At 41.1% G+C, this 25,699-nt stretch carries 21 protein-coding genes, 2 tRNA genes, 1 rRNA gene and 1 pseudogene; 20 read left to right on the top strand and 5 right to left on the bottom strand.

Annotated elements, in window-relative coordinates; genetic code table 11:
- From KA531_02080 to KA531_02040, 9 genes are all read left to right on the top strand, one after another.
- Positions 1-1,264, top strand: a 1,264-nt coding sequence (locus KA531_02080; protein MBP6005666.1) for an ATP-binding protein, incomplete at its 5' end; no start/stop codon positions are given.
- A gap of 90 nt (positions 1,265-1,354) precedes the next feature.
- Positions 1,355-1,448: transfer RNA gene (locus KA531_02075), tRNA-Ser, on the top strand.
- 38 nt (positions 1,449-1,486) lie between these two features.
- Complete coding sequence (locus tag KA531_02070; protein MBP6005665.1) at positions 1,487-1,882, top strand: Rid family detoxifying hydrolase; 396 nt, start codon at positions 1,487-1,489, stop codon at positions 1,880-1,882.
- Entirely contained in the window at positions 1,875-3,389 is a 1,515-nt protein-coding gene (gene ilvA / locus KA531_02065) for a threonine ammonia-lyase, biosynthetic (GenBank protein MBP6005664.1), read from the top strand. Before KA531_02070 ends, ilvA begins: the two co-directional genes overlap by 8 nt.
- 145 nt (positions 3,390-3,534) lie before the next feature.
- Complete coding sequence (gyrB, locus tag KA531_02060) at positions 3,535-5,625, top strand: DNA topoisomerase (ATP-hydrolyzing) subunit B (protein ID MBP6005663.1); 2,091 nt, start codon at positions 3,535-3,537, stop codon at positions 5,623-5,625.
- Positions 5,626-5,629: 4 nt separating this feature from the next.
- Positions 5,630-8,149, top strand: a complete 2,520-nt coding sequence (gene gyrA / locus KA531_02055) for a DNA gyrase subunit A (protein ID MBP6005662.1) — start codon at positions 5,630-5,632, stop codon at positions 8,147-8,149.
- On the top strand, positions 8,142-8,945 hold the full coding sequence (locus tag KA531_02050; GenBank protein ID MBP6005661.1) for a divergent PAP2 family protein: 804 nt from the start codon (positions 8,142-8,144) through the stop codon (positions 8,943-8,945). The genes gyrA and KA531_02050 overlap by 8 nt, the downstream gene beginning before the upstream one ends.
- A 279-nt stretch (positions 8,946-9,224) precedes the next feature.
- Positions 9,225-10,843: ribosomal RNA gene (locus KA531_02045) — 16S ribosomal RNA — on the top strand.
- Between the two features lie 114 nt (positions 10,844-10,957).
- Entirely contained in the window at positions 10,958-12,586 is a 1,629-nt protein-coding gene (locus KA531_02040) for an ABC-F family ATP-binding cassette domain-containing protein (GenBank protein MBP6005660.1), read from the top strand.
- Here the strand turns inward: KA531_02040 and KA531_02035 are convergent.
- On the bottom strand, positions 12,564-12,809 hold the full coding sequence (locus KA531_02035; protein MBP6005659.1) for a hypothetical protein: 246 nt from the start codon (positions 12,807-12,809) through the stop codon (positions 12,564-12,566). The two genes, KA531_02040 and KA531_02035, sit on opposite strands and share 23 nt — an antisense overlap.
- A gap of 160 nt (positions 12,810-12,969) precedes the next feature.
- On the opposite strand from KA531_02035, the gene KA531_02030 reads away from it, so the two are divergent.
- Together KA531_02030 and KA531_02025 are read left to right on the top strand one after the other, a co-directional pair.
- Complete coding sequence (locus KA531_02030; GenBank protein ID MBP6005658.1) at positions 12,970-13,857, top strand: hypothetical protein; 888 nt, start codon at positions 12,970-12,972, stop codon at positions 13,855-13,857.
- A 70-nt stretch (positions 13,858-13,927) separates the two neighbouring features.
- Positions 13,928-14,608, top strand: coding sequence for a hypothetical protein (locus KA531_02025; GenBank protein ID MBP6005657.1), 681 nt, complete (start codon positions 13,928-13,930; stop codon positions 14,606-14,608).
- Between the two features lie 128 nt (positions 14,609-14,736).
- Here the strand turns inward: KA531_02025 and KA531_02020 are convergent, their stop codons facing one another.
- The 3 genes and pseudogenes from KA531_02020 to KA531_02010 all read right to left on the bottom strand — a co-directional run bounded on the left by KA531_02020 (position 14,737) and on the right by KA531_02010 (position 17,052).
- Positions 14,737-15,054 (bottom strand): hypothetical protein, encoded by a 318-nt coding sequence (locus KA531_02020; protein MBP6005656.1) that lies wholly within the window; start codon positions 15,052-15,054, stop codon positions 14,737-14,739.
- A gap of 65 nt (positions 15,055-15,119) precedes the next feature.
- Positions 15,120-15,959 carry a replication-relaxation family protein gene (locus KA531_02015; protein MBP6005655.1) on the bottom strand — a complete coding sequence of 280 codons (840 nt, stop codon included), beginning with the start codon at positions 15,957-15,959 and terminating at the stop codon, positions 15,120-15,122.
- Between the two features lie 217 nt (positions 15,960-16,176).
- Positions 16,177-17,052: pseudogene (locus KA531_02010) on the bottom strand (IS1595 family transposase).
- A 128-nt stretch (positions 17,053-17,180) separates the two neighbouring features.
- On the opposite strand from KA531_02010, the gene KA531_02005 reads away from it, so the two are divergent.
- From KA531_02005 to KA531_01975, 7 genes are all read left to right on the top strand, one after another.
- Positions 17,181-17,390, top strand: coding sequence for a hypothetical protein (locus KA531_02005; protein ID MBP6005654.1), 210 nt, complete (start codon positions 17,181-17,183; stop codon positions 17,388-17,390).
- Positions 17,391-18,354: 964 nt separating this feature from the next.
- Positions 18,355-19,509, top strand: a complete 1,155-nt coding sequence (locus tag KA531_02000; GenBank protein MBP6005653.1) for an NADP-dependent malic enzyme — start codon at positions 18,355-18,357, stop codon at positions 19,507-19,509.
- Positions 19,509-20,561 carry a calcium/sodium antiporter gene (locus KA531_01995; GenBank protein ID MBP6005652.1) on the top strand — a complete coding sequence of 351 codons (1,053 nt, stop codon included), beginning with the start codon at positions 19,509-19,511 and terminating at the stop codon, positions 20,559-20,561. The genes KA531_02000 and KA531_01995 overlap by 1 nt, the downstream gene beginning before the upstream one ends.
- Before the next feature lie 100 nt (positions 20,562-20,661).
- Positions 20,662-20,991, top strand: a complete 330-nt coding sequence (locus KA531_01990) for a hypothetical protein (protein ID MBP6005651.1) — start codon at positions 20,662-20,664, stop codon at positions 20,989-20,991.
- A gap of 163 nt (positions 20,992-21,154) precedes the next feature.
- A complete protein-coding gene (locus KA531_01985; protein MBP6005650.1) occupies positions 21,155-23,239 on the top strand; it encodes a hypothetical protein in 2,085 nt (694 codons plus the stop codon).
- Between the two features lie 114 nt (positions 23,240-23,353).
- A tRNA-Ile gene (locus KA531_01980) sits at positions 23,354-23,430 on the top strand.
- 86 nt (positions 23,431-23,516) lie between these two features.
- Positions 23,517-24,320 (top strand): bifunctional 5,10-methylenetetrahydrofolate dehydrogenase/5,10-methenyltetrahydrofolate cyclohydrolase, encoded by an 804-nt coding sequence (locus KA531_01975; protein ID MBP6005649.1) that lies wholly within the window; start codon positions 23,517-23,519, stop codon positions 24,318-24,320.
- Here KA531_01975 and KA531_01970 read toward each other — a convergent pair.
- Positions 24,289-24,933, bottom strand: coding sequence for an aspartate/glutamate racemase family protein (locus tag KA531_01970; GenBank protein ID MBP6005648.1), 645 nt, complete (start codon positions 24,931-24,933; stop codon positions 24,289-24,291). The genes KA531_01975 and KA531_01970 overlap by 32 nt on opposite strands.
- A 103-nt stretch (positions 24,934-25,036) precedes the next feature.
- On the opposite strand from KA531_01970, the gene KA531_01965 reads away from it, so the two are divergent.
- On the top strand, positions 25,037-25,477 hold the full coding sequence (locus tag KA531_01965; GenBank protein ID MBP6005647.1) for a hypothetical protein: 441 nt from the start codon (positions 25,037-25,039) through the stop codon (positions 25,475-25,477).
- Positions 25,478-25,504: 27 nt separating this feature from the next.
- The coding region (gene murD / locus KA531_01960; GenBank protein MBP6005646.1) for a UDP-N-acetylmuramoyl-L-alanine--D-glutamate ligase at positions 25,505-25,699 on the top strand (195 nt) is incomplete at its 3' end.

Genomic DNA, 25,699 nt, shown 5'->3' with positions numbered 1-25,699 from the left:
ACATATGTATGTCATTGGTCAAACTGGTACTGGTAAGTCAACCATTCTCGAGAATCTACCTGTTCAGGATGCTTGGGCGGGTAAAGGATTTGCCTTAGTTGATCCCCATGGAGAAACAGCCGAAAAATTGATTGGTAAATTGCCACCAGAGCGGATTGCCGATGTAGTCTACTTCAATCCCGGGGATACTTCATATCCAATGGGTTTAAATATTCTTGAGTATGATCCAAACCGTCCCGAACAAAAAGATTTCTTGATCCAAGAGTGTATTAGTATGCTCTATAAGCTTTATGATCCAAAACGGAGTGGGATTATTGGTCCAAGGTTTGAGCAATGGTTTCGTAATGCCGCATTGACTGTGATGAGTGGTCCAGATGGGGGTACATATATCGAGATACCGAAACCATTTATGGACAAGGAGTATCTCAAGCAAAAGTTCAAACATATGAATGACATTACCGTACAGGACTTCTGGCTTAAAGAGATTCCAGGGATGAGTGAGAAGGAGAAGGGCGATATATTGGGTTGGTTTGCTTCTAAGTTTGGAGCGTTTGTATCCAATGGGATGATGCGTAATATTATTGGCCAAACTCATTCAGCTTTTAATATTCGTCAGATCATGGATCAGGGTAAGATTTTGATTATCAATTTGAGCAAAGGGGCAACCGGTGAGCTTAATGCCAATCTGCTCGGTCAGGTATTTGTAATGAAGATCCTGACAGCGGCTTTTGCCAGGACGGATACTCCTGAAGATCAACGCAAGGATTTTACGCTCTATGTCGATGAGTTTCAAAACTTTGCTACGGACTCATTTGCAACAATTCTTTCCGAGGCCAGAAAATATCATTTGAGTCTAATAGTTGCAAATCAGTTTATTGGACAATTGACCGAGGAGATTCGTGACGCAGTATTTGGTAATGTTGGATCTATTATTTCATATCGTACTGGTACGGATGATGCAGAATACTTGGTCAAGCCTTTGGGTCCTGAGTTTGAGGTCAGGGATTTGGTTAATTTGCCAAACTTTTATGCAGCGACTAAGCTGATTGCCAACAATATCCCGACCAAGCCTTTCACGATGGAAATGCTTCCGCCAATCGGTCAAGATAACCCTCAGATCAGAGAAGCTGTAATCAATTATGCTAGGCAACACTATGCCAAGAGGCGAGAAGATATTGAGCCAGAAATCTTTAAGCGTTTGAAGGGTAATCCTCCACCGAAACCCCCCACAATGACTGGTGCCAAGAACCCATTCTCCTTTTAATTAGTTTATATACTATTTAAAGATTCTCGCAGAATAGATTTTCTTTCAGATTAAGGAGGTGCCACCACAATTGGGGTATAATATAAGGATGGAGAGGTCGCATAGTTGGTCTAGTGCGGCGCACTCGAAATGCGCTGTCCGAAGTTTATTCGGACCGTGGGTTCGAATCCCACCCTCTCCGCCAAAATTTATATTTTTTGACTATTAAGGTAAAATAATCCAATGAGTAGTAAACAATATGGTCCATATCGTCCAGTGGTTAGGGCGGGTGAATTCTATTTTGTCAGTGGTCAGGTAGGCATAGATCCAAAAACGGGCAAGGCGAGTGATGACGTCAGGCAGCAAGCTCATCAAGCACTTGTCAATCTTGAAGCAGTATTGAATGATCAAGGTTTGAGTAGATATGATATCGTTAAGACTACAATTTATCTGACTGATATTGAGAACTTTTCAAAGATAAATGATGTTTATTGTCAGATGTTTGATGATCCCTATAGTCGACCAGCTAGATCAACCGTAGAAGTAAGTGGTCTACCGAGACTAACAACCAATAAGCTGACGGTCGAAATAGAGGCTGTAGCCCACCAACCATCAGTAGATTTGTTGCAGTATGAATAGTGATTTAAATCATAAGATTCAGACCAGCTCGGTATATAATATAGCCAAAAAGACACCTTTAACTTTTGCTAAATCTGTAAGTAAACTATACCATCATCCAGTCTATCTGAAGCGTGAGGATTTGCAAGATATCTTTAGCTTTAAGATTAGGGGTGCCTTTAATAAGATTAGTTCTTTGGACGCTAGTCAGTTGGACAAAGGCCTGATTGCAGCTAGTGCGGGTAATCATGCACAAGGCGTAGCTTTATCAGCAGCCAAATTAGGAGCTAGGGCTGTGATTGTCATGCCTGTGACTACGCCATCTATCAAGATTGATGCAGTTAGAGAGCTTGGGGCAGAAGTTGTATTGAGTGGTGATACTTTTGATCAGGCTAAATTAGAAGCAGATAGGTTGGTAGATCTAGAAGGCTATATTTTGATTCATCCATATGATGACCTGGAGGTGATTGCTGGTCAGGGAACAGTTGGTCTCGAGATAATTAATCAACTTCCAGAAAAGCCAGAAGCAATATTTGTCCCTGTAGGGGGTGGAGGGTTGCTAGCTGGGGTTGCTAGTATCGTCAAGTCGCTTAGTCCGAAGACTAAGATTATTGCCGTTGAAGCTCATGATAGTGCGAGTTTTAATTTGGCGTATCGTCGTGGTAAGCCTAGCAAATTAGATAATGTTGGTTTGTTTGCAGATGGCACCGCAGTCAAAGAGGTTGGTCAAAAAACTTTTGAGATCGCAAAAGACTTGGTAGATAGTGCGATAACTGTTAGTAATGATCAAATATCTGCTGCTATCAAGGAGATATTTTATGAAACTAGGACAATCGCCGAACCTGCGGGAGCATTGGCTATGGCAGGCCTTAGACAGTATCTTGATCAGGGATTTGGCATAGATCCATCTGCTCCGATGGTAGCTATTTTGAGTGGTGCAAATATTAGCTTTGGTAGATTGAACTATATCACCGAGAGGACTGAGACTGGGTCAAATAAGGAGATTCTTTGTATTGTAGAGATACCAGAGCAGCCAGGTAGTTTCAGGGAATTTATTGGCATTATTGGTCAACATCCTATCACCGAATTTAGTTATCGTTATGCAGATCCCAAGACTGCCAATATCTTTGTAGGGGTCGGTATAGGTAGTCAAGATGTGCATCAGGAAGTCATCAAGCAATTATCAAGCTCCGGAAAAAGGGTTGTCGATTTGACTAATAGTGATTTAGCAAAGGATCACCTGAGATATCTGATTGGTGGCAAATCTGTTAATGCGCTACCTGAGAGTGTATATAAGATTGTTTTTCCCGAAAGACCAGGTGCATTAATGAACTTTCTGGATACCTTGGGTGATAGCTGGAATATTAGTCTGTTTCATTACCGAAACCACTTTGCAGCATTCGGTAAGGTTTTGATAGGGTTTCAAATTAACCCGGATCAAATTAGTTTGCTTGAAGCTAGATTGGATAAAATAGGCTATCAATATCAATCTGTATCTGATGATCCAGGTTTCAGGGCATTATTTTAGCTTATTATAGTGGCATCTGATAACTCTGGATCTGATTCGGTTAATAAGAATAAACCCTAACTATTGGATCTTATCAGGATAAATTAACTTGGTAGAGCAATAAGCTTGCCCGATTTAAAAAAAATCGCTATACTACTTAAAGCTGATGAGTAAACAGAATACGCAGTACAACGCAGAGCAGATTCAAGTTCTGGAGGGATTAGAGCCGGTACGTAAACGGCCAGGTATGTATATTGGTGGAACTGGTGTCGAAGGTCTTCATCATTTGATTTGGGAAGTAGTAGATAATTCCTTTGATGAGGCAATGGCTGGTCATGCCGACTTGATTTCAGTTACCTTATATCAAAATGGTTGGGTCAAGGTAGAAGACAATGGTCGGGGGATACCAGTAGATAAGGTTAAGGCTACAGGCAAATCAGCACTTGAAACTGTTTTGACTGTTTTGCACGCTGGTGGTAAATTTGGCGGCGGCGGATATAAGGTGTCAGGTGGGTTACATGGTGTTGGTGTTAGTGTTGTCAATGCTCTTTCCACAGACTTGGTAGCCGAAGTCAAGCTTGGAGGTAAGTTGCATCGTCAGGTATACAAAGATGGTGTACCAGAACAGGATCTTAAGGTAATAGGTAAAGCTGATGGTACCGGTACTACTATTAGCTTCAAGGCCAATCCAGAAATCTTTGAGACTACAGAATTCTCGTTTCAAACAGTGCTTGAAAGATTACGCCAGAGGGCTTATTTGACAAAAAAAATCAAAGTCGATCTAGCTGAAGAGCTTACAGATGGTAGCTTTAGGAGGTATAGTTTTTATTTTGAAGGTGGAATTAAGTCCTATGTAGACCACCTTAATCGTAGTCGTAATACAATTCACCCTGATGTTTTTTATGTTGAGAAGAAGATTGATGACACTGAGATTGAAGTGTCACTCCAGTACAATGATAGCTATGTTGAGACCGTTAAGACTTTTGCTAATAATATTTATACTAAGGAAGGTGGTACCCATCTGACGGGTTTTCGATCTTCACTTACAAGGGTGATTAATGATTACGCTAAGAAGAATAAATTGATCAAAGACAATGAGACATTGACTGGTGATGATGTCAGAGAAGGGCTTACTGTAGTGATTAGCGTTAGATTACCTGAGCCTCAGTTTGAAGGACAAACTAAGGCAAAGCTTGGGACTCCCGAGATCCGTTCATTAGTGGAAAATACTACCACTACATACTTCAGCTATTTCTTAGATGAGAATCCAGATCAAGCCAAGAAGATTATTAGCAAAGTTAGCCTGAGTGCTAAGGCAAGGTTAGCAGCTCGAGCAGCTAGAGATACTGTGATTCGTAAGGGTGCACTAGACGGGTTGACTTTGCCAGGTAAGCTTGCTGATTGTAATAGTAAGGACCCAAGTAAATGTGAGATTTACTTGATTGAGGGTGATTCAGCGGCTGGTTCGGTCAAAGGAGCTAGAGACAGTAAGTATCAAGCATTATTGCCTCTCAGAGGTAAGGTGCTTAATGTAGAAAGAGCTAGACTAGATCGGATGCTTTCATCTGATGCTATCAAGAATATGATTGTGGCCTTAGGGACTGGTATTGGTGATAGTTTTGATTTGACCAAACTCCGCTATCATCGAATAATTATTATGACAGATGCTGATGTCGATGGTTCTCACATCAGGACGCTGCTTTTGACTTTGTTCTTTAGACATTTGCCTGAGGTGATTGAAGCAGGATATCTATATATTGCTTTGCCACCTCTCTATAAGATTACCTACAATCGTAAGGTCTACTATGCCTATACTGAAGCAGAGAGAACAAAAGTCTTAGGTGACATCAAGGATAGCGCTAGTCAGGCTAGTAACTCAGAGCTAGAAGTAGAGGTGGTACTGGAGACGCCAGATTTGAGTAAAGTCGATGTCAGTACTGCTGAAGAATTGGCGGAATTGGCACTTGAGAGTCAAGATACCTCAAGTCAAGATCAAGGCAATTCAGAAGAAGTGCCAGTCAGCCACGATTTACCCAAAGGTGTCAGTGTCTCTCGCTATAAAGGTCTAGGGGAAATGAATCCTGATCAGCTATGGGAGACTACCATGGATCCCAAAAATCGCATCCTTTTGAAGGTCAATATAGAAGATGCAGAGAAAGCAGATCGAGTATTCCATAAATTGATGGGTGATGAGGTGATTTTGAGGCGCAATTTTATTCAATCTAGAGCCAAAGAAGTAAGTAACCTGGATATATAATACTATGGATAATGATAATCAAGACCGAAATCTAAAGTTTGAGGAACAAATTACTGGCGTTGGTTTGGTTCGAGGGCATGATCTAGTCGAAGAGATGGAACAAAGTTATCTAGATTACGCAATGTCAGTGATTGTTGCCCGGGCACTGCCTGATGTCAGGGATGGCTTAAAGCCAGTGCATAGAAGAATACTCTATGCTATGCATCGCTTGGGTCTCAAGAATTCTGCTCGTTATCGTAAGTCAGCCACAGTCGTCGGTAGCGTGATTGGTAATTATCACCCTCACGGAGATAGTGCCATCTATGATTCAATGGTTCGAATGGCTCAGGATTTCTCGATGCGCTATATGCTAGTAGATGGTCAGGGTAATTTTGGATCAATGGATGGTGATAATGCCGCAGCGATGAGGTATACAGAGGCTAGAATGCAGAAATTTGCCGAAGAACTTTTGGTAGATTTAGACAAAGATACTGTAGAGTTTAGGCCAAATTTTGATGATACCAAGAAGGAGCCAAGTGTTTTGCCAGCAGCATTGCCAAATCTTTTGGTCAATGGTAGTACCGGTATTGCAGTTGGTATGGCTACAAACATTCCTCCTCATAACTTGAGCGAAGTGATTGATGGACTAGTATTAATGATTGACAACCCTGAGATTACTGGTAATGACCTAGTAAAGGTGATTAAGGGTCCAGACTTTCCGACTGGAGGGGTGATTTATGATAATGGTTCAGTAGCTCAGGCTTATACAACCGGCAAAGGTGGGATAGTAATGCGAGCAGTAGCTGAGGTGATAGAAAACAAGAAAGGTGTGCAACAGATAGTAATTACCGAGATTCCCTATCAGGTTAACAAGGCAGCCCTGGTGACAAAAATCGCAGAATTAGTCAAGAATAAGGTTATCACAGGAGTGACAGATCTGAGAGATGAGTCAGGCCGAGCTGGGGTGAAGGTGGTAGTTGAGCTCAAGAAGGGTGCATTTGCCAAAAAAATTCTCAATCAGCTCTACAAACTTACTCCAATGCAGACCAAATTTCATATCAATATGCTAGCATTGGTCGATGGGATTCAGCCCAGGGTATTGAGTCTAGAGGGAGTGCTTAGACATTTTCTAGACCACCGTCGAGTTGTGGTCAGGAGACGTTATCAATTTGATCTCAGAAAAGCTGAGGCCAGAGAACATATTGTCTTGGGTCTCAAGATGGCTCTTGATCAGATTGATGCAGTGATCTCGACTATTCGCGGCTCAAAGACCAAAGAAGAAGCTTTGGTTAATCTTGTTAAAAAGTTCAAGCTTAGTGAGCTTCAGGCAAAAGCAATCCTTGATATGCGATTACAGACCTTGGCGGGGCTTGAAAGACAAAAGATTGAAGATGAGTTGGCCGAATTGGGTAAACAGATTGCTTGGCTGAAAAATATTCTCTCATCAGATGAGAATATTCTAGCTGAAGTTCGTAAAGAACTCTTAGAGCTCAAAGATAAATATGGAGATAAACGCAAGACCAAAGTAATCAAACAAGCTTCTACTAGCTTTGAAGAAGAAGATTTGATACCAGATCAGTCGGTAGTGATCACTTTGACCAAGGGAAATTATATCAAACGAATGCCAGTCAATATCTATCGTTCACAAGCTCGGGGCGGAGTTGGCAAAGCCGGACTTTCGATGAAGGAAGAAGACCTGGTAGAACACTTGGTTCATACTAGTAATCATGCTAGTCTATTATTTTTCACCACAGCTGGTAGGTGTTTTAAATTGCGAGCCTATGAAGTGCCAGAAGCTTCTAGGATTGCCAAAGGTCAGGCGGTAGTCAATCTTGTCAATCTGGGCCCGGAAGAATATATTAGCTCAATGATTGCCTTAGATAAGGATCAGACTAGTGGTTACCTATTTATGTGTACTACTAAAGGTACTGTCAAGAAAACGGATGTAGCTCAGTATCAGAATATTCGATCAAATGGTTTGATTGCTATCAAACTAGAAGAGGGAGATTTGTTGCGTTGGGTCAAACTAACTTCAGGTAATGATGACATTATTATCTCTACAGCAAAGGCTAAGGCAATTCGCTTCCATGAATCAGATGTTCGACCAATGGGTAGAGCTACTAAGGGCGTTAGGGGCATCAAGCTCAGACCAGACAATCAGGTAGTGGGGGTAGATGTCGTCAAGGGTGGTGAGCAACTTCTGGTGATCAGTGCAAAAGGTTATGGAAAAATCACCAAAGAGAGCTATTTTACCCCTCATAGACGTGGAGGTATAGGGATCAAGGCGGGTGTAGTCAATTCTAAGACTGGGCCAATCGATGATGTTCGAGTAATAGATCCAGAAAAACATGAAGAAGTGATGATTATCACCAAAAATGGAGTGGTAATCAGGCTGAAATTGGATTCTATTTCAAGATTAGGTAGGGCTACTCAGGGCGTCAAGATTATGCGCCTTAAGGAAGGGGATAGGATTGCCTCTCTTGCCCTAATCGATGCTAACAAATCTGATGATAGTCAAGATCAAGAGGAGGGTTCAAATGAATAATGCCTTTATCTATGTGCCAGCCCTAGTCTGGCTTATGGCTCAGTTCGTCAAGTTTTTGATCGCGATGTTTGCTGGCAAGACAGATCTTAGGATGATGGTTGCTTCTGGGGGAATGCCCAGCGGCCATACCTCAGTCGTTATCTCTTTGATGACTGTTAGCTACTTATTGGAAGGAGTTAATAGTCCAATCTTCGGCTTTTCAGCCATTTTGGCAGCAATTGTGATCTATGATGCTCTTGGTGTACGGCGAGCAGCTGGAATTCAAGCTAAGGTGCTAAATAGGCTGTTGCAAGATAGTAATCTGTCAGCTGATGAGATTGGGGAAGATCTGCCACTCAAGGAAAATATTGGTCACAAACTAGTCGAAGTGATTGGTGGAGTGATATTTGGATTTAGTTTGAGTTGCTTAATTCTTTATCAAAATGTTCCGCAATCCTGGAAGGCCTACTGGTTTGGTGCGCCAAATTCTGGTCAGGTCAATGCCTTTTTAAGCTTAGCGATTATTTTTGCTACCATTTCAGCTATCAGTCTGGTGCTTAAGAGATCTCATCAGCTTCAGGGCCTAAACTGGCTCAATCTAGGCTTAGCGATAACGATGATTTTCTTGGGATTTCTACAGAAGGAATCAATTAGTCAATTCAACCTTAGAGTTTTTAATTGGTTTGGAATTGTTTGTTCAGGTATCTCGATAATCTATTATTTTTATCGAAAGCGTCAGATTTACTCACAAAAATTCGAGAAGACCGTTGTCAAAAATCGAGAGAAAGATTATTGGAAACGTAAATTATCAAATTAGGCAATCTTGAGCTTATAAGTTTGCTGATAAATAGCTTGCCCGGTGCAGGAATTAGGTCTTATTTGCATATTTAAGAAATTAAGAGTTAAGATTTAGGTTTTATATAGATTTTCTAGAGGATTAAGCTTGACATTTGATGGATAGTGCGCTTAAATAGATAGAAGCTAGTCAGGAATTGGCTAGGTATCTTGATAATTGAATAGTGTCAATTGATTTTGAGGACTCTTCGCAATAAGAGTCAACAAGTAATGATTCGGGATTAAACATTTTTGCAAATTCTTTTTGGAGAGTTTGATCCTGGCTCAGGATGAACGCTGGCGGCATGCCTAATACATGCAAGTCGAACGCTCATTTTGATTACTTATTACCTGAATACTCAGGTGCTAAGTAATCTTCTTGAGAGTGGCGGACGGGTGAGTAACGCGTAGGAATCAACCCTTTAGTGGGGAATAACTTGCCGAAAGGTGAGCTAATACCGCATGTGCTTCTTCGGAAGTAAAGCCTTCGGGCGCTAGAGGACGAGCCTGCGTCTGATTAGTTTGTTGGTAGGGTAATGGCCTACCAAGGCGATGATCAGTAGCTGGTCTGAGAGGATGACCAGCCACACTGGGACTGAGATACGGCCCAGACTCCTACGGGAGGCAGCAGTAGGGAATATTCCACAATGGGCGAAAGCCTGATGGAGCAATGCCGCGTGCAGGATGAAGCTTTTCGGAGTGTAAACTGCTTTTGTAGTCGAAGATTATGACGGTAGACTAAGAATAAGGGCCGGCTAACTACGTGCCAGCAGCCGCGGTAATACGTAGGGCCCAAGCGTTATCCGGAATTACTGGGCGTAAAGCGTCCGCAGGCGGTTAAGCCAGTGGAGTGCGAAATCTTGCCGCTTAACGGTATAGACTGTACTCCATACTACTTAACTAGAGGTCGGTAGAGGTAAGCGGAATTGGTAGTGTAGCGGTGAAATGCGTAGATATTACCAAGAACACCAATGGCGAAGGCAGCTTACTGGGCCGTACCTGACGCTCAGGGACGAAAGCATGGGTAGCGATCGGGATTAGATACCCCGGTAGTCCATGCCGTAAACGATGCACACTAGGAGCTGGGGGCTTCGACCCCTTCGGTTCTCGTAGCTAACGCATTAAGTGTGCCGCCTGGGGAGTACGAGCGCAAGCTTAAAACTCAAAGGAATTGACGGGGACCCGCACAAGCGGTGGAGCGTGTGGTTTAATTCGATGCTAAGCGAAGAACCTTACCAAGGCTTGACATCCTTGGAATCCTAAGCGAAAGCTATGGGAGTGCCCCACACTGATTTTTTGAGTTAGCCTTTGGGCTAATTGAATTGGTGCGGTCCTCGAAAGTAAGAGTAATATTGCATAGCATAATATTAACTTTTATAAATATCGAAGAATCAGTGTGGGGAATCAAGTGACAGGTGTTGCATGGCCGTCGTCAGCTCGTGTCGTGAGATGTTGGGTTAAGTCCCGCAACGAGCGCAACCCTTATTGCCAGTTATAATTTCTGGCGAGACTGCTCCGGTAACGGAGAGGAAGGTGAGGATGACGCCAGGTCTGCATGGCCCTTACGCCTTGGGCCACACACGCGCTACAATGGCTAGTACAACGGGCAGCCAAATCGAAAGATGGAGCAAATCCCTATTAAAACTAGTCTCAGTTCGGATTGAGGGCTGAAACTCGCCCTCATGAAGCCGGAATCGCTAGTAATGGCAAGTCAGCATATTGCCGTGAATACGTTCTCGGGTCTTGTACACACCGCCCGTCAAATCACGAAAGTTGGGGGTACCCGAAGTCCCATTTTATGGGCCTAAGGTAAAACCAGCGATTGGGGTTAAGTCGTAACAAGGTATCCGTACCGGAAGGTGCGGATGGATTACCTCCTTTCTAGGGAGCAATAGTCTTTTCACGAAAAGACTATAGGTCGGAATTTCAACCGAATCAATTAATTGACACTATTCTTTTATCAAGTCTGGGTAGACTAAAATCTAGGAGGATTTTGTGATAGAGCTAAAATCAGCCTTTTTATCTTTTGGCCAGCAAACAATTCTTTCTGGTTTGGATTTGCGTATTCATCCGGGCGAGAAATTAGCCTTGGTGGGGCAAAATGGTAGTGGTAAATCAACCCTTCTTAATGTATTATCCGGTAATCAGGGCCTAGATGAAGGTCAGCTGATTATCAGAGGAGGCTGGACTATTGGTATCATGCCCCAGAAGTTCGATCAATATTGGCAAGATAGCTGTAGACTATTTCTCAGAAAGTTGACCGGTATAGAACAAGCCCAAAAATCTCTAGATCAGAGTATTGGAGCCTTAGGTGAGGGGACTGAAGAGGCCAATCAAGCTTATCAAGATGCAATGGATCAAGTCGAGAGATTGGGTGTTTATGATTTTGATTCGAGGATTGGTGGAGTAATCGAACAAGTTGGGTTACAAGGTCTTGATCTTGAGCTAGAAATCGGACAGATATCTGGTGGACAGAGACACAAGCTAGCTTTAGCTAGTCTACTTTTGAGCAAAAAAGATTGTTTTTTGCTTGATGAACCTACTAACAATCTGGATCAGTCTGGGTTGGTTTTGCTTGAAGATTTTTTGATCAATTCGGGATCTGCAATAGTTTTTGTTTCACACGATCGTGTATTGTTGCGTAAGCTTGCAAAAAAAGTTTTAAAATTTGATGATCAGGATAATTCTATTCAGATTTACTCTACGGGATATCAAAATTATCTTGACAATATAATGCAGGAGAGAAATAGAGAGGTCAAGCTATATAAGCACTATATTGCCGAAGTCAATCAATTGACAGAATCTATTCAAATGCTTAGGGAGAATAATACACAGATCAATCAGGCAAAAGATTCAGACAAGATGGCGGATAAAGCGCGTTCAGACCGAGCTTCTAAAAGTCAAGCTTCTGGTTTGAAAAGTTTGGAACGAAGACTTGATGATCTGGAGAGTAATCCAGTCAAGAAGCCATTTGAGGTTGAGTTATTGAATCTAGAGTTTATTCCAGCTAGCAGGCCAGCTGAGAATTTAATCATTGCTAAGAACTTAGTGCTAAAACGGGGTCAATTCAGTATCGGGCCAATAGATTTTAGCCTGAACTGGGGACAGAAGGTTGTCTTGACTGGTCCAAATGGCGTAGGAAAATCGACATTTATCATGGCAATCAACCAAGAGATTAAGCCGAGTTCAGGCAGCCTCGAGCTATCTGATAACCTGTCGATTGGTTATATGGATCAGGATCAAAGTTTGCCCGATCTTAATAGGGCAGTGATTGAGAATTTTGCAATCTTAACTGGTAAGGATCAGACCAAAGGACGTCAATTTTTAGCCAAACTCGGATTTGATGATCAGCTTACCCAGAAGTTAGCTCAAGACCTAAGTCCTGGACAAAAGGCCAGATTACTCTTAGCTGGATATATGGTCAAAGGAGTAAATCTTTTGATACTTGATGAGCCAACTAATCATATAGATATTGAGACTATTAATGTTCTAGAATCAGCATTGCAAAAGTTTCCAGGATCTGTACTAACGATCTCACATGATCGAGAATTTATCAATAATCTCAAACCAGACAAGCTAATTGAGGTTAGTTTGGACGGTTTTAGGGAGCTCGATCAGGAGTAATCGGGTCAGTAATAGTCGAGAGCAGATTGTTACCTAAACCGAATAGTAAGATAAATCCAAAGACAATCATAATAATTGGGAATAGGTTTAGAAATCCCCATGTACCTCCTGGGAACCAGCTTTCAACTGCACCCAGATGACCAATGCTCATATAGATAGTCTTTTTGTATTTTAAAATTACGACTGCCAGAATAATTATCATTAAACCAAGAAAATTTATCATGTTTTATATTTTATCATGATATTAATCATGAACTCAAAAACTGATAAAACAAATTTTTAGGCAATTATATACTTGACGTTACCATTCAGCTTCGATAGACTAAAGGTATGGAAAGCTTAAATCTCATCCAATTCTATCAAACGTTCGGTACAGAGAAACAATGCCAAAACTTCTTGTTCTGGATATTAATAGCACTATGAACGCTGAAGCAATTACAGAGACTACCGCCGAAATTACAGCTATAAATCACGATGACGGTGAACCGTCGGGTACATTACCCAACAATTATACCGGCAATCAGGTGGAAGCTACCTACGATGAAACCACACCTGTAGCTGAAGCGGCTAACTACCAGGAAAGCTGGTTTAATCTTCAGCATGAACGCATGCAAAGCCCAGAGTTTAGAGATAAGTTTAGAAGATTTATAGAAGTCCATATTAGCTCGATGTCACTAGGAGCCCCACAATCTAGCCTTGATAAACCTAAGCATTTTCAAGCGCATTATCAGCAACAATTAGGTGCGTTCGATGACAATCTTAACAATGTATATTCATCGGTTGGATATGGGTTACCTGGAGAGGTTGGCGGTAAAACTCCTGGTGGCCTAGGACACGGAAAGATCAGTCAACCCGGCACACTATATTCCGATGCGATTAAGCAAGATGGCACTCCACTCACTGATAGGCAGAAAGACATAATCGCTGGGCATGAAGCATATCATGGCATGGTTGATGCGCAAGGGGCTGCTTCCCAAGAAGTTAAAAGTGGTTTTGATTGGCAAGCTTATGATGAGCTTGTTGATGCTTCATCTGTTAGACAGCCGAACTACTTGCGTAATTCCGACGAGCTACTGGCTCGCATGGCTCAGTTTAAGAATTATTTTGGGATGAAGGGAGCAGACACATTCCAAGCTGGGCACCTAGAATACTTGCGAGCACATTATGTGAAAGACACTGGGCTTGATAACGGCATCTCAGTAATGCTGAGTATGATTACCGCCGGAACTGAGGCTCAGTTTATTAAGCTGATGAACCAGCTTCCAATTTAATCTATGTAGTTTGTTGTCCCTGTAAATATGGTGAAACAATAGGAGAATCAGCTTAAGCTATACTGTATATATGGTAAAAAAGAAGATACTCATAATCTGCATGGTTCTAGTTATTCCACCCTTGCCACTAGCTGGAATAGTTAGCCAGCGTAGTGGAAATCGGATCATATCAGGTAACTCGCATGCGAAGTTTATTCATCCTGTAGAAGCAAAAACTACGTATGAAAAGGCTATTCAAGCACTCAATAGCGGTACGGGCTTAGATTTTCAATCAGGAAAACCCCATTATTACTATACATTTAAGGTTAACCTCTTACCGTCAGGTACAAAGGATGGTTTTGGATGGCAGTATAAGCCTGGATTTTTAAATGATAGCTTTGTGTCTGCAGCCAATCCTGCTAAGCGTGGTGCGGAATTAGAGGAAAACCTAGTTGGTCTTGGTTGGACTATTCAGGGAGGAAAAGACCTGCAGTCGTTTATCGCAGAAGCGACAAGCAAAAGAGAAAAAGAGGTTGCTAACCTGCAAAAGACTGCCCTTGATTGTGGTGAGAAGAGATACTGTCTAGAGTATAAAGAACAGCAGCTCGCGGAAATTAACTATAAACCACTAGATGTAAGATTCTATCTCACTCATAATCCATACACCCTATATCTAAACTACGAAATTTATCCCGCAGATGAAACTGCTAAGTTAGATGCGAGACTTGTGTATGGTTGTTCAAAACCAAGCGATGAGTATTGTCGCAAATAGCAAATAGTTAGTACTTTTGATAACTTTTGCCAATGAGTTGCGTACAAAAAAAGAAGGTTCAGAACCTGCGTAATCCAACGCTGCCGAGCCTTCTAATGTCTAGAGTATAACACAGTCTATCTTGTCAGCTAAATAACGTTTTTGCTTTTGTCGATCAGTACAATTCGCTTGATACTCTTTGCCAGACGAAACTGGTAGTTAAGAACATTCCTGATTCTAGCTATGTGTATTTTGGAGCGACGAGCATCAAATATAATGTTCTTGGATTGCTTAATGCCAGTTTGCAGCTGGCGTTCAATGTTTCGCTTTCCGATACCAGTTGGGCTCTTAAGTTCCCATTTCACACCATTGATAATGAAGTCAGGTGTCTTATGATTGGAGCGTGAAATAAATTCAACGTTTGTCTTAAAGTATTCGGCAAGCAGTTGGGCAGCCGTAAAGTTCATACCGAGCGGGTGACGGTTTTAGGTTGGTTGGAAGGATAACACGATACTTTGCCAAAGGTTACCACTTATTGTACCAACAATCCTTTGAGGGTCATGAGTGCAACGTCATCATCAGCACTCACCTTAGCCCAAATCTCGTCTGAAGACTTTGTAGCTTGCTCCAGTTTATTGGTGGTAGTCGTCGCAAACACTAGCTCATCATCCCATTGTTCATCTAAAATACGTTCCATCTGCCGATTCAGCTTTTTCTGAGTTCGGTCGACTTCACATATGGCAAGAATAACTGGATACGGCTCATCCTCTTTCCAGTCGCTACTATCTTTGAAGTTGACGTAGTTTCGTATCTTCCTGACACTGACAAAGAACGGTTTCGTGCTGTCCCAGACATCTAGGAAGTAGTGATGCGGCTGGCTAGTGGCACTCGTTTCAAGCTTCAAATACAAGTCTGGTGTCCATGTTGGGTAATTACTGTACTGCACCATGTAGCTTTTAGTGTAGATACCTAGCTTGTCACCATATAAGAACTTTAGTGTGAGAGCTGTTTCTGTAACGCCGATACAGTGGGTTAGAAATTCTTCCGAAACTGTTTTGTTCTTGTACAGCGATTTAACTGCCCAGGTGTTTGTAGCTTTCGGTTTGAGTTTCTCTAACTGGCGTGCGCCATTGGGTGTGAGGTAATACTCGGCTGGTCGTCCTCGGAGCATGTAGGATTTGTGGTAGCGCTTGCCAATCAGCTCTTGCTGTTCTAGTATTTGAAGTTTATTCTGGATAGCCTTATGGTCAGATTTCCGTAGATGCGTAGCTATTTGTTTGCTCGTGCTAAACCGTACCCAATACAGCCAATGCAATACTTTAATCTGCTGTTCGTTTAACGGTCTACGATACTTAACAATAACTTCATTCATACTCAATTCAACCTAAACTAAGCTCATATATCTATAAACTAATGTCCAATAACTAAACCTACACATATCATAAAACTACCATCTAACTAACTACTAGCCATGTCCAGTATGCTAATTCAATTCTTCTTCTCTATATTTATATAAAATAGGAGAGGGAGAAAGAGAGAAAAATAATAGAGGCAGAATAAGAAATATAGATTAGGTAGCGGTGGAATATTTAAGATTGCTTGGTCGTAAGTGATTTATAGGTCAGTCGCTTGCCGTTAATATGGCTAAACCAATCCTCGAAACGCTCACCATCAGTCAAGTCCCTGGTGTTCCAGCGGTAGCTATATTCGTCACAATATTTCTGTAGGTGTTTGGCACTAACGTGGTGGTAAATACCGTTAATACCACGCTTCAAGTGTGACCAAAAAGATTCAGCGGTATTCGTACTTGCCATACCATTGACAAATTCTTTGACACCGTGATTAACACTTTCATGTTTAAAGCCAATCTTTGGCAGTGCGCGATACGGCATGTGTTCGTCGGTATAGACAGTTGCGTTTATATCTATGTGCTGACGAGCTAAAGTCATGAGTGTTTTGCTACCTGTATCTTTTGTGGCAATGGCGTGTAGCCGCCCACCACGTTCTACCATGCCAACGACAGGTGCTTTACTGTTCTTACTACCAAAGCCTTGGGCGCCCTTGCCCGATAGGGCTTTCAGACGTTTGTGAGCGTGCTTGTTACTGTCTTTGCCGCCAATGTACGCTTCGTCCATCTCAACGTCACCAGACAACAGTTCAAAGCTGTCATTCTCAAAGACATAACGAATACGTTGCAGCATAAACCAAGCGGTTTTTTGCGTCACAGCAATGTACTTACTGAGTTGGAGTGATGAAATACCCTTTTTGTAGCTGGCGCATAGGTAAATAGCCAGAAACCACTTTTGGAGTGGAACGGGGCTATCTTCAAAAATGCTGCGGGTACGCACCGTAAATGTGTTGCGACAACTTGCGCACTTAATGCGGCCGCTGGCTAGTTTGTATATCTTTATATCAATTTCACCGCACTTAGGACAGGTAACGCCGTCAGACCAACGTTGCCAGTACCGATTCTGTGTCCGGTACTTCAAAATGTTCAGATTGTTTTGAGAGCACTTCATCCATATTTTTGTTTCCTTTTCGATATCCACATTAAGTATACAGTAATAACTACACTACGATATAATCAGACTTAATGAACGACGAGATGCCAACAAAAAAAGAGATCGGGGAACTTGAGGCTCAAATTAAAAGTGACCAAAAAAAACCAGTACGTGAAAATGAGCGGCGTGTTAGGATTGATGGTAATTTCAAAGATGCCGTCAAGAGAGTAGCAAAAACACCAGCCATCAAAAACAAAGACTTAGTAAAATGGGCTAAAAAACAGAGAGAAGATAGTAACTAACTCAAATTTTTAGAAGATTAATCATAAATTGGTGACGTCTAGTATATAATTGCCAATTTTTATGTCATCTTCAAGGCGTAGTTTTGGATACAAAGAAACAATAGGGTAACTATAATCGTTATATTATAATTTCTTCTTGTCATCCTCCGAAGCTCGGAGAGCTTACGGGGCATCCACCCTTCTGCTGAAATTTGAGTAACCACTCGATGTGAAATGCTGGATCTTCAGTCTTGCCCTTCGGGCAACCTGAATATGACGAGAGGGTGAGTTACAGGATTTTGGAATATGACGAGAGTGAGAGTTGGTAGAAATTTGGAATATGATGAGGTGTGGGATTGTGGAGGATGACGGGGTGGAGGGGGTTGGAAAGTGACATAGTATGTAGATTGATGATGTGACGAGAGTTTATAAGATTTGGGTTGGCGACAGATTGTGTATTATCTCCGAAGCTTTGATTCGAGAATACGGAAAATGACAAAAATAGATAATCAAAAAAACAGGAGCTCAATACACGATTCTCGGCAATCTTTTTCAGGTGAAGGACGAGTACTATTAAAAAAGACCTAAAATCCAAGAATAATTAGAATAATCATTCCCAAAAATTTAGAGGAATTTATAGGTAACCATTCTCTGGCATGGGTATTATAGGCTCAACACATATAATATATGCGATTTTGACATTGCCTTCAGGGCAATCCAGAGATGTCAAAGATGATGAGATAGGTCTCGATCTTATCTAGATTCATATCAATAAAGTTCAGAATCATATCCTATAGATTTATTCTAAATAACTCTGAGTATAAAATTATTTAGCTTGAGACTAGAAGAACCTTTTCATTAAGATATCTAATAATCTAAAGCCAATCAGGTGAAGATATTATTGTAGCCTAAAGTAGGTGATTTGATACCAGGAACCACGTTGGATAAAGAATAAATAAGTCTGATCAGTCTATGTTATGATAGGATAATGAAAAATGATTATGATGCATTGGCACTGGATTTACATCGCAAGCTAAAGGGAAAATTGTCTATCATCCCAAAACTAGAAATCAAAGATCAAGAAGATTTGAGCACTGTCTATACTCCTGGTGTTGGTGCAGTATCGAAGGCAATATCGGAAGATGCTAGTTTGTCTTGGGATCTGACTTCAGCTCGGCAAACTATTGGAATTATCTCCAATGGATCAGCTGTTCTAGGGTTGGGCAATATCGGAGCAGCTGCAAGCCTACCAGTAATGGAAGGCAAGGCACTATTGCTCAAACAATTTGCTGGTGTAGATGCTTGGCCTCTTGTGATCGATGCTGATTCGGTAGATCAGATGTTTGAGATTATTATGGCTGTAGCGCCAAACTTTGGAGCAATCAATCTGGAGGATATCAGGGCTCCTGAGTGTTTTGAGCTTGAAAGACGCTTGATCGAGCATCTAGATATTGCGGTGATGCATGACGATCAACATGGGACAGCAATAGTGGTTCTCGCGGGATTAATCAATGCAAGTAAGGTAGTTAACAAAGATATCAACCAATCACGAGTCGTTATTCTCGGGGCGGGAGCTGCTGGTCAGGCCATAGCTAGACTAATTGTTGAGCAATACCCAGATGCTGAGGTACTGGTAGTGGATCGTGAGGGGATAATTTATCTGGGAAGACCTGGTCTGCGTTTTGATAAAGCGGATTTAGCCAAGATTACCAATAAAAGGTTGATTCAAGGCCAAGCTGAAGTAGCAATCAAGGGATCTGATATTTTGATTGGTGTTTCTGGACCAGGTAGTATTACTCCTGATATGGTCAAAACCATGGCTGATCAAGCGATTATCTTTGCCTTAGCAAACCCAATACCAGAGATTGATCCAGGTCTGGCAAAACAGGCTGGAGCGATGGTGGTAGCCACAGGTAGGAGTGATTATCCAAATCAGGTTAATAATGCTCTGGCATTCCCGGGTATATTCAAAGGTGTTTTGGAGTATCAGATCAAAAGAATTACTTCTGAGCATAAGCTGGCAGCTGCTAGAGAGATTGCAAGCTTCATCGAAGACCCAGATCAGGATTTGATAATTCCCTCAGTCTTTCAATTGGACTTGGTAGATCGGATCGCAAAAGCAATTGGGGAGATCGGATAATGCTTGCTATGGTTTGGTCAGTTTTGCTAGTCCTGGGGGCTTTTTACCTGCTATCAATAGTCAGTGAAGATTTTTTTGTTCCTGCGATTGATAGACTTGCTAAAAAGCTTGGATTAAGTAGTGATGCAGCTGGGGCAACTTTGCTGGCTATTGGATCAAGTGCCCCAGAACTTTTTACATCTACCTTTGCAGTTTTTGGAACACAGACAGGATCTGGAGACATCGGTGCGGGGACAATTGTTGGGTCTGCAATTTTTAACGTTTTGGTGATTATCGGGGCATCTTCGATGTTTCGGGTCGTTAAGCTGCAGTGGCAACCGGTTTTGCGAGATATGGGATTTTATATATTGACTATTTTGTTATTATTTTGGGCATTTTCAGATGGCAAAATCAATATACTGGAGGCAGGAATTTTTGTCTTGGTCTACATGGTATATGTGATTGCTGCTATTTATTGGCGTAAATTATTCAAGTACCAAGATGTTGATGCTATAGAATTGATCGAGAACAATCCTGTCAACGCTCTTGGCAGATTATCGAGGAGGTTGGTAGGTTTGGTTATTCCAAGTCCTGATAAGTTCCCTAGGTTATATGTTTTGAGTTTTGTGATGTCCATTCTGGTAATTGCTGGGCTTAGTCACCAATTGGTTCATCATGTCATAGTGATCGCGGATTATTTTTCAATTAATCCGACCTTTTTGGCATTGACAGTCTTGGCTGCTGGAACAAGTTTACCTGATTTGATTGGCTCAATAATTGTAGCCAAACAAGGCCGTGGAGATATGGCCGTTAGTAATGCTTTGGGGTCAAATATTTTTGATGTATTGTTTGGGCTAGGGATGCCTTGGCTAGCATATATTGTCTGGAAGGGGGGTGAAATCACCGTTGGCACAGAGAATCTGATAGCTAGTATCTTTCTACTATTTGCAACAGTAGTTGCCCTGATCTTCTTGATGCTGATTAGGAATTGGAAGATTGGTCATAAGAGTGGGATAATTTTAATCGGTATCTATTTTTTATATCTGGCTTATGTTTTAAGCACCGTACTTTAAATTTGGTTTCATGTCTACTCACCACCCCAGGTAACCAGACGAGACTGTGCGAAGTGGAGTTTACACAATATTTTGTACAGTCTCCAATAATCAAGCTAACATGTTAACCCTTGTCAAGGATGTCTTGGGTCACCTATTTGCCGATAGAGGATGTATATCAAAGGAGCTGTTCCAAAGGCCACTCAACAAGGGAATCAAGCTAGTAACTGGTATCAAGAAGAACATGAAAAATCAGCTAATGTCTCTCTGGGAGAAGTTAGTACTTAGAAAGAGAGGTATTATTGAGACTATCAACAATCAGCTTAAGAATATATCTCAAATAGAGCATACTAGACATCGTAGACCAATTAACTTTATAGTCAATCTATTGGCAGGAATAACAGTCTATCAACTTAGACCCATTAAACCACAGCTTAACCTTACCAAGTAGGAAGAGAGACTAATGGTTGGGGTTATTTAACTGTTTGGTTATGTCGAGCTGAGGTTAGATAAGCTGGTTAATTAATCTGTGGCTAGATTGGTTACTCGGAGTGGTGAGTAGATACCCGGTTTGAATATTGAAGTTAAACAATATATGTGCTATGGTTTATCTAATGAGCCAAGAAATTATAGGGAGTAATGAATCGTACGATAGAGTTGGATGGCCGACAATGTGTCATATTGAAGTATCTATTGGAGAATTTCGAAAAAATCTTGCGGTACAAACTTCTCACGGTATTATAGGCAATATGGGCCTTACTGCTAATCAGATTGAGGGGGTATTTGATTGGATTGAGAAAGATTTTGGTAATAAAAGAACTTATTTAAGAAAAGCTATGAAAGGGTCAAGTGATCAATGGATAGAACATTGTGACCAGCTAACAGGGTCAAACAGATATAATGACAATAACTTGCCGGATCCGGCACACATTGAGGGTGAATATACGTTGGCAAAAGTGATTTGTGCTAGTTTAGAAGCAGCTCTAGTCTATCCAGGGGAGTATGAAGGTATGGGTATGTTTAAGCTTTACTTAGATAGGATAAATAATATGAGCAGGTATTCTGGGAGTCTATCGGACAAGGATATACAAATGGTAAGGATACAATTTCGGAGTTGGCTGGAGGAATATCGGCAAGTAATAAGGCCAATTCTGGTATCAATATTAGGAAGATATTCAGTTATATTAAAGAATCAATTACATGATATTATATTAGACAGGGGTTTGGATATTGATAGGGCTAAAAGTTGGTTTTCTTACCAAGTCGAACAGTACGTATCTGGTCTTCCTTATGATATAAGTTTGGAAGATTTAGAAGGCTGGGAAGAATTGATAAAAATCTTGCATGAGGAAGTGATGGCTGGAGAGGGAAAGTTGTTGCTGGGAAAGTATTTAGAGTTTGGTGGAAAGTTTGCAAAACCGGTCTCAAGGTTGAGTTCTTTAGGAATTAATTCTGAATTGGTTGAAGAACAAATCCGGGATGAACGTGAGCTATTGGGTCGGTATCTATCTTCTGGAGAGTTTTATATGTTATCCAGGCACTGTGGTTTTCCCAGGAATGATGTAGGGGATCCAGATTTAGCTAATTTGGCTCGTTGTTTTCTGGAAGAAAGGGATAAGATTAACGAACTTCTTGCGAAGTATGGTACACAATTACCAATACCTGAGAATAGCCAGATACGCGAAATAGCCAGAATTTTATCAGTTAATGAAGGTAGCTTGGCTAGCCAGCTGGATCAGTATAAAAAGACAGATCCAAGCAGTAGCATACAAAATAGAGTAAGTGCCCAAAATGAAAGATTGCATGATCTAGCACAGAGTACTTTTAGGGATTTTGATTTGAACCCTACAGATGCACGTACTATGCTGGGAAATCTTAAACAGGCAGACCGCAATACCATACTAGGTGAGTGGTTAATAATGTGTGAAGACCTAGATTCAATGATACCTAAAATTTTGAATTTTTTTAATTTCAATTCAGATGAAGCAGATGAATTGCTATCTGAAGAAGCCAAAAGTATAATACAAGCAAGGTTTGCAGAACTAATAGATGTATTGAATTTATTTTTTGATGAACATTACATAAATTCATTAGGTTTGGCAGTTGAAATTGCTAATAATGATTTAGATAGACTTAGATATTTTGATCGATTAATACCAATTCCTTCTATTGCAGAAAGATACAATTCTATGTATGGGGAATCGTTTTTTGAGTCAAATGAGAGCATTGACAACGATAAGGTTAGACAGGCCTGCATCGTGAGATATGGGTCAGAGGTATGGTCACATCTTGTAAGGTGTCTGAATGATAGAACAATTGCTGGGTTAACTGACCCAGAGTATTTTCTTGAAAGAGGGGGATGCGAAAAATTTAATAGTGTATCATGGAAAGATCTAGAGTGGCTTCAGGATAATTTGGAATATAAAGACCGGGTTGATATTCCGGCTACAATTAAAACTGTTGTCGTAAATTGCTTAGATTTAGATAAGGTTACACTAGAGAAGTTTGAGGAGGCAGTAGGGACAGGGATGACATTGTTTGACGATAGGACAGATATAGACCCACTGAAAATTGCAGAAAGCTTATTAGAATTAGGATTTAAAGGGTACAAAATTACAGAGTTAATGGAAGTAGTTGGTTTTAGGGTTAGAATGTTGGATGGTAAATTCAGCATTATTAATATAACTTCTCATTCCTGAGACTGTTTCACAGGAGCAGGAATATAAGTCTTGTGAAATAGTCTCAAAAGTATTACAATACCATAGTTGTTTTGCAGGGTCGCTAGATTAAACAGTCAGGCTTGCAAGCATCAAGGGTCTATAGCTCAGCTGGTTAGAGCGCGTCACTGATAATGACGAGGTCAGTGGTTCAAGTCCACTTAGACCCACCATAATTGATTTTTTGGTTCACCTGAGGCAATTACGAGCTTAGAATCATTACAATAAACTATATTACTTTTTGATTAATGAATAATCTATGTTACTACTGACCAAAACCATCGTTGAGCAAATCAAACAGGATCAAATCTTGCAGGTTCAGGAGTTGGCCAGGCAACCCAAGCTTATAGTTTTAGTGGCCAATCAAGATCCAGTGATTGAAAGCTACCTCAAGATTAAGGCTGGATATGGTCAAGAGATCGGAGTCGATGTAAAAGTCGAGAGAGTTAGCTTCGATCAGCTTGAGCAAAAGATTCAATATTATAATCAAATAGATTGTGATGGTATAGTTGTCCAGCTACCAATTGATTTTGTCAATAATCCAGATCAGACAGATTATTTACTCAGTCTCGTTAGCCCAGCAAAAGATATTGATGGCCTTTCCGGGGGGAGTAAGTTTGTGCCACCTACAGTTAGGGCTATCAATCAGCTATTGGAATTCTCCGAAATTATTTTAGGTAGCCGGATACATAGTGTCACAATAGTTGGTCAAGGTCGGTTAGTTGGCGCACCCCTGGCGAGATTTCTTGAGAATAAGGGGGTCGGACTTAGGATTGTGAGCCATCACGACAATCTAGATCAAGTAGTTAAGCAATCTTCAGTATTGGTCAGCGCCGTTGGTAACCCTGAGCTAATTGGATCAAGATTGATCCAGCCTGGTACTATTGTGATCGATGCAGGTACTTCGGATGATCAGGGGGCGATTTATGGCGATGTTGACTCAGATGCTCTTGATCGGGATGATATTTATATCACACCACCCAAAGGTGGCGTTGGGCCTTTGACCGTGGCAATGCTATTTGATAATTTACTCAAATCTGTAGAAGCTGCTGAATCTGCCTAAAGACAGCCTCGGTCGGCTGAATTACATTGATTCTACCGGCTGCAAGCTCGTTAAGCCTATATTCTATCCAGTGGTAGTGTGTACAGCCGAGTAAGATTATATCTGAATTCCTGTCTAGTGATTGATCAACAATTGTTTTTAGCTCCTGGTCGGATAAGCTTGAAGATTCGATTAGATGAGCCCAATTAGTGCAATCAGGCTGATAGATTTTTAGATCCCGGCCATAAGTATTGACCAGCCAGGCATATCTAGTGCTACTTAATGTTCCCTTAGTGGCACAGACTGTTATTGACCTAGTTTTGGATAACAATGCTGCTTGTTTGATTGCTGGTTCGAAGCCAACAATGGGTAAGGGTGTTAATTGGCGAATCTGATCAATGATATTGGTAGTAATTGTATTGCAGGCAATAAGTATCAGATCTACTTTAGCAAGTTCGAATTGCTTGATAAAAGGCTCGATTAGCTGGTAGAGTTCGTATCTAGTTTTTGAGCCATATGGTAGATTGTCCTTATCGGTCAAAAGAATTGTTTCGATACTCGTGAAGCTACTTTTGAGCGCTATCTCTACTTTTCGACCACCTACCCCACTATCAAATATCCCAATCTTTTTCATCTAGGATGATTTTAGCACAATTCCCAAGGAGTCCCCTTGAAAAGTATAGTTCTCCCAGATCAAAATGGGCAAGGAGTCCCCTTGATATGTTATAATTTGGTTCATGAATCAGCAGACAAAGATTGCTATTTTGGGCTTTGGATTAGAGGGTCAATCTATTTACCGATGGCTAGTTGACCAGGGAACGGATCCAGATATAATTAATATTCATGATCAGAGTCTGATAAAGGGCTACCAGGGGGTTTATGGCAATGATTACCTGAAGGACCTAGATCAATATCATTATACTAAGATTTATCGATCTCCAGGTGTTAGGTTTGATCAAGAGATCAAGACTCCAATCTCAAGTGCTACTATAGAGTTTTTTAAACATTGTCCCGCAAAGATCATTGGCATAACTGGTACAAAGGGAAAGGGTACAACTGCTAGCCTGATAGATAGTATCCTCAAACTGGCAGGCAAGAATTCATATTTAGTCGGCAATATTGGGACTCCAGCTCTGGATATTCTAAATCAACTAACCCCAGATGATAGGGTAGTCTAAGAGCTTTCCAGATTCCAGTTAATAGATTTGAATCAAAGTCCAGATATAGCAGTTTGTTTGCTGCTGGGACTAGATCAACAGGATTGGCATAGAGACAAAAATGAGTATTATCTGGCAAAAGCAAATATCTTCAAGTACCAATCTATCCAAGATCTAGCAGTTTATAAGGCTGATGACCAGAATTCTACTAGTCTAGCAACTGTGAGCTTAGCCCAAAAACGA

Source organism: Candidatus Saccharibacteria bacterium, assembly GCA_017983775.1.
In the GTDB taxonomy this organism is placed as follows: Bacteria; Patescibacteriota; Saccharimonadia; order JAGOAT01; family JAGOAT01; genus JAGOAT01.
Note: the sequence above shows the minus strand (reverse complement) of the source record. Positions and strands in the feature narration are given on the sequence as shown.

Excerpts from the sequence above, each read along its gene's own strand:
- KA531_02005 (MBP6005654.1), top strand. The coding sequence starts at position 17,181 with ATGAACGACGAGATGCCAACAAAAAAAGAGATCGGGGAACTTGAGGCT.
- KA531_01985 (MBP6005650.1), top strand. The coding sequence starts at position 21,155 with ATGAGCCAAGAAATTATAGGGAGTAATGAATCGTACGATAGAGTTGGA.
- KA531_01995 (MBP6005652.1), top strand. The coding sequence starts at position 19,509 with ATGCTTGCTATGGTTTGGTCAGTTTTGCTAGTCCTGGGGGCTTTTTAC.
- KA531_02020 (MBP6005656.1), bottom strand. The coding sequence starts at position 15,054 with ATGAACTTTACGGCTGCCCAACTGCTTGCCGAATACTTTAAGACAAAC.
- KA531_02070 (MBP6005665.1), top strand. The coding sequence starts at position 1,487 with ATGAGTAGTAAACAATATGGTCCATATCGTCCAGTGGTTAGGGCGGGT.
- KA531_01975 (MBP6005649.1), top strand. The coding sequence starts at position 23,517 with ATGTTACTACTGACCAAAACCATCGTTGAGCAAATCAAACAGGATCAA.
- KA531_01990 (MBP6005651.1), top strand. The coding sequence starts at position 20,662 with ATGTTAACCCTTGTCAAGGATGTCTTGGGTCACCTATTTGCCGATAGA.
- KA531_01970 (MBP6005648.1), bottom strand. The coding sequence starts at position 24,933 with ATGAAAAAGATTGGGATATTTGATAGTGGGGTAGGTGGTCGAAAAGTA.
- KA531_02015 (MBP6005655.1), bottom strand. The coding sequence starts at position 15,959 with ATGAATGAAGTTATTGTTAAGTATCGTAGACCGTTAAACGAACAGCAG.
- ilvA (MBP6005664.1), top strand. The coding sequence starts at position 1,875 with ATGAATAGTGATTTAAATCATAAGATTCAGACCAGCTCGGTATATAAT.
- KA531_02025 (MBP6005657.1), top strand. The coding sequence starts at position 13,928 with ATGGTAAAAAAGAAGATACTCATAATCTGCATGGTTCTAGTTATTCCA.
- KA531_02050 (MBP6005661.1), top strand. The coding sequence starts at position 8,142 with ATGAATAATGCCTTTATCTATGTGCCAGCCCTAGTCTGGCTTATGGCT.
- KA531_02030 (MBP6005658.1), top strand. The coding sequence starts at position 12,970 with ATGCCAAAACTTCTTGTTCTGGATATTAATAGCACTATGAACGCTGAA.
- KA531_02035 (MBP6005659.1), bottom strand. The coding sequence starts at position 12,809 with ATGATAAATTTTCTTGGTTTAATGATAATTATTCTGGCAGTCGTAATT.
- gyrB (MBP6005663.1), top strand. The coding sequence starts at position 3,535 with ATGAGTAAACAGAATACGCAGTACAACGCAGAGCAGATTCAAGTTCTG.
- gyrA (MBP6005662.1), top strand. The coding sequence starts at position 5,630 with ATGGATAATGATAATCAAGACCGAAATCTAAAGTTTGAGGAACAAATT.
- KA531_01965 (MBP6005647.1), top strand. The coding sequence starts at position 25,037 with ATGAATCAGCAGACAAAGATTGCTATTTTGGGCTTTGGATTAGAGGGT.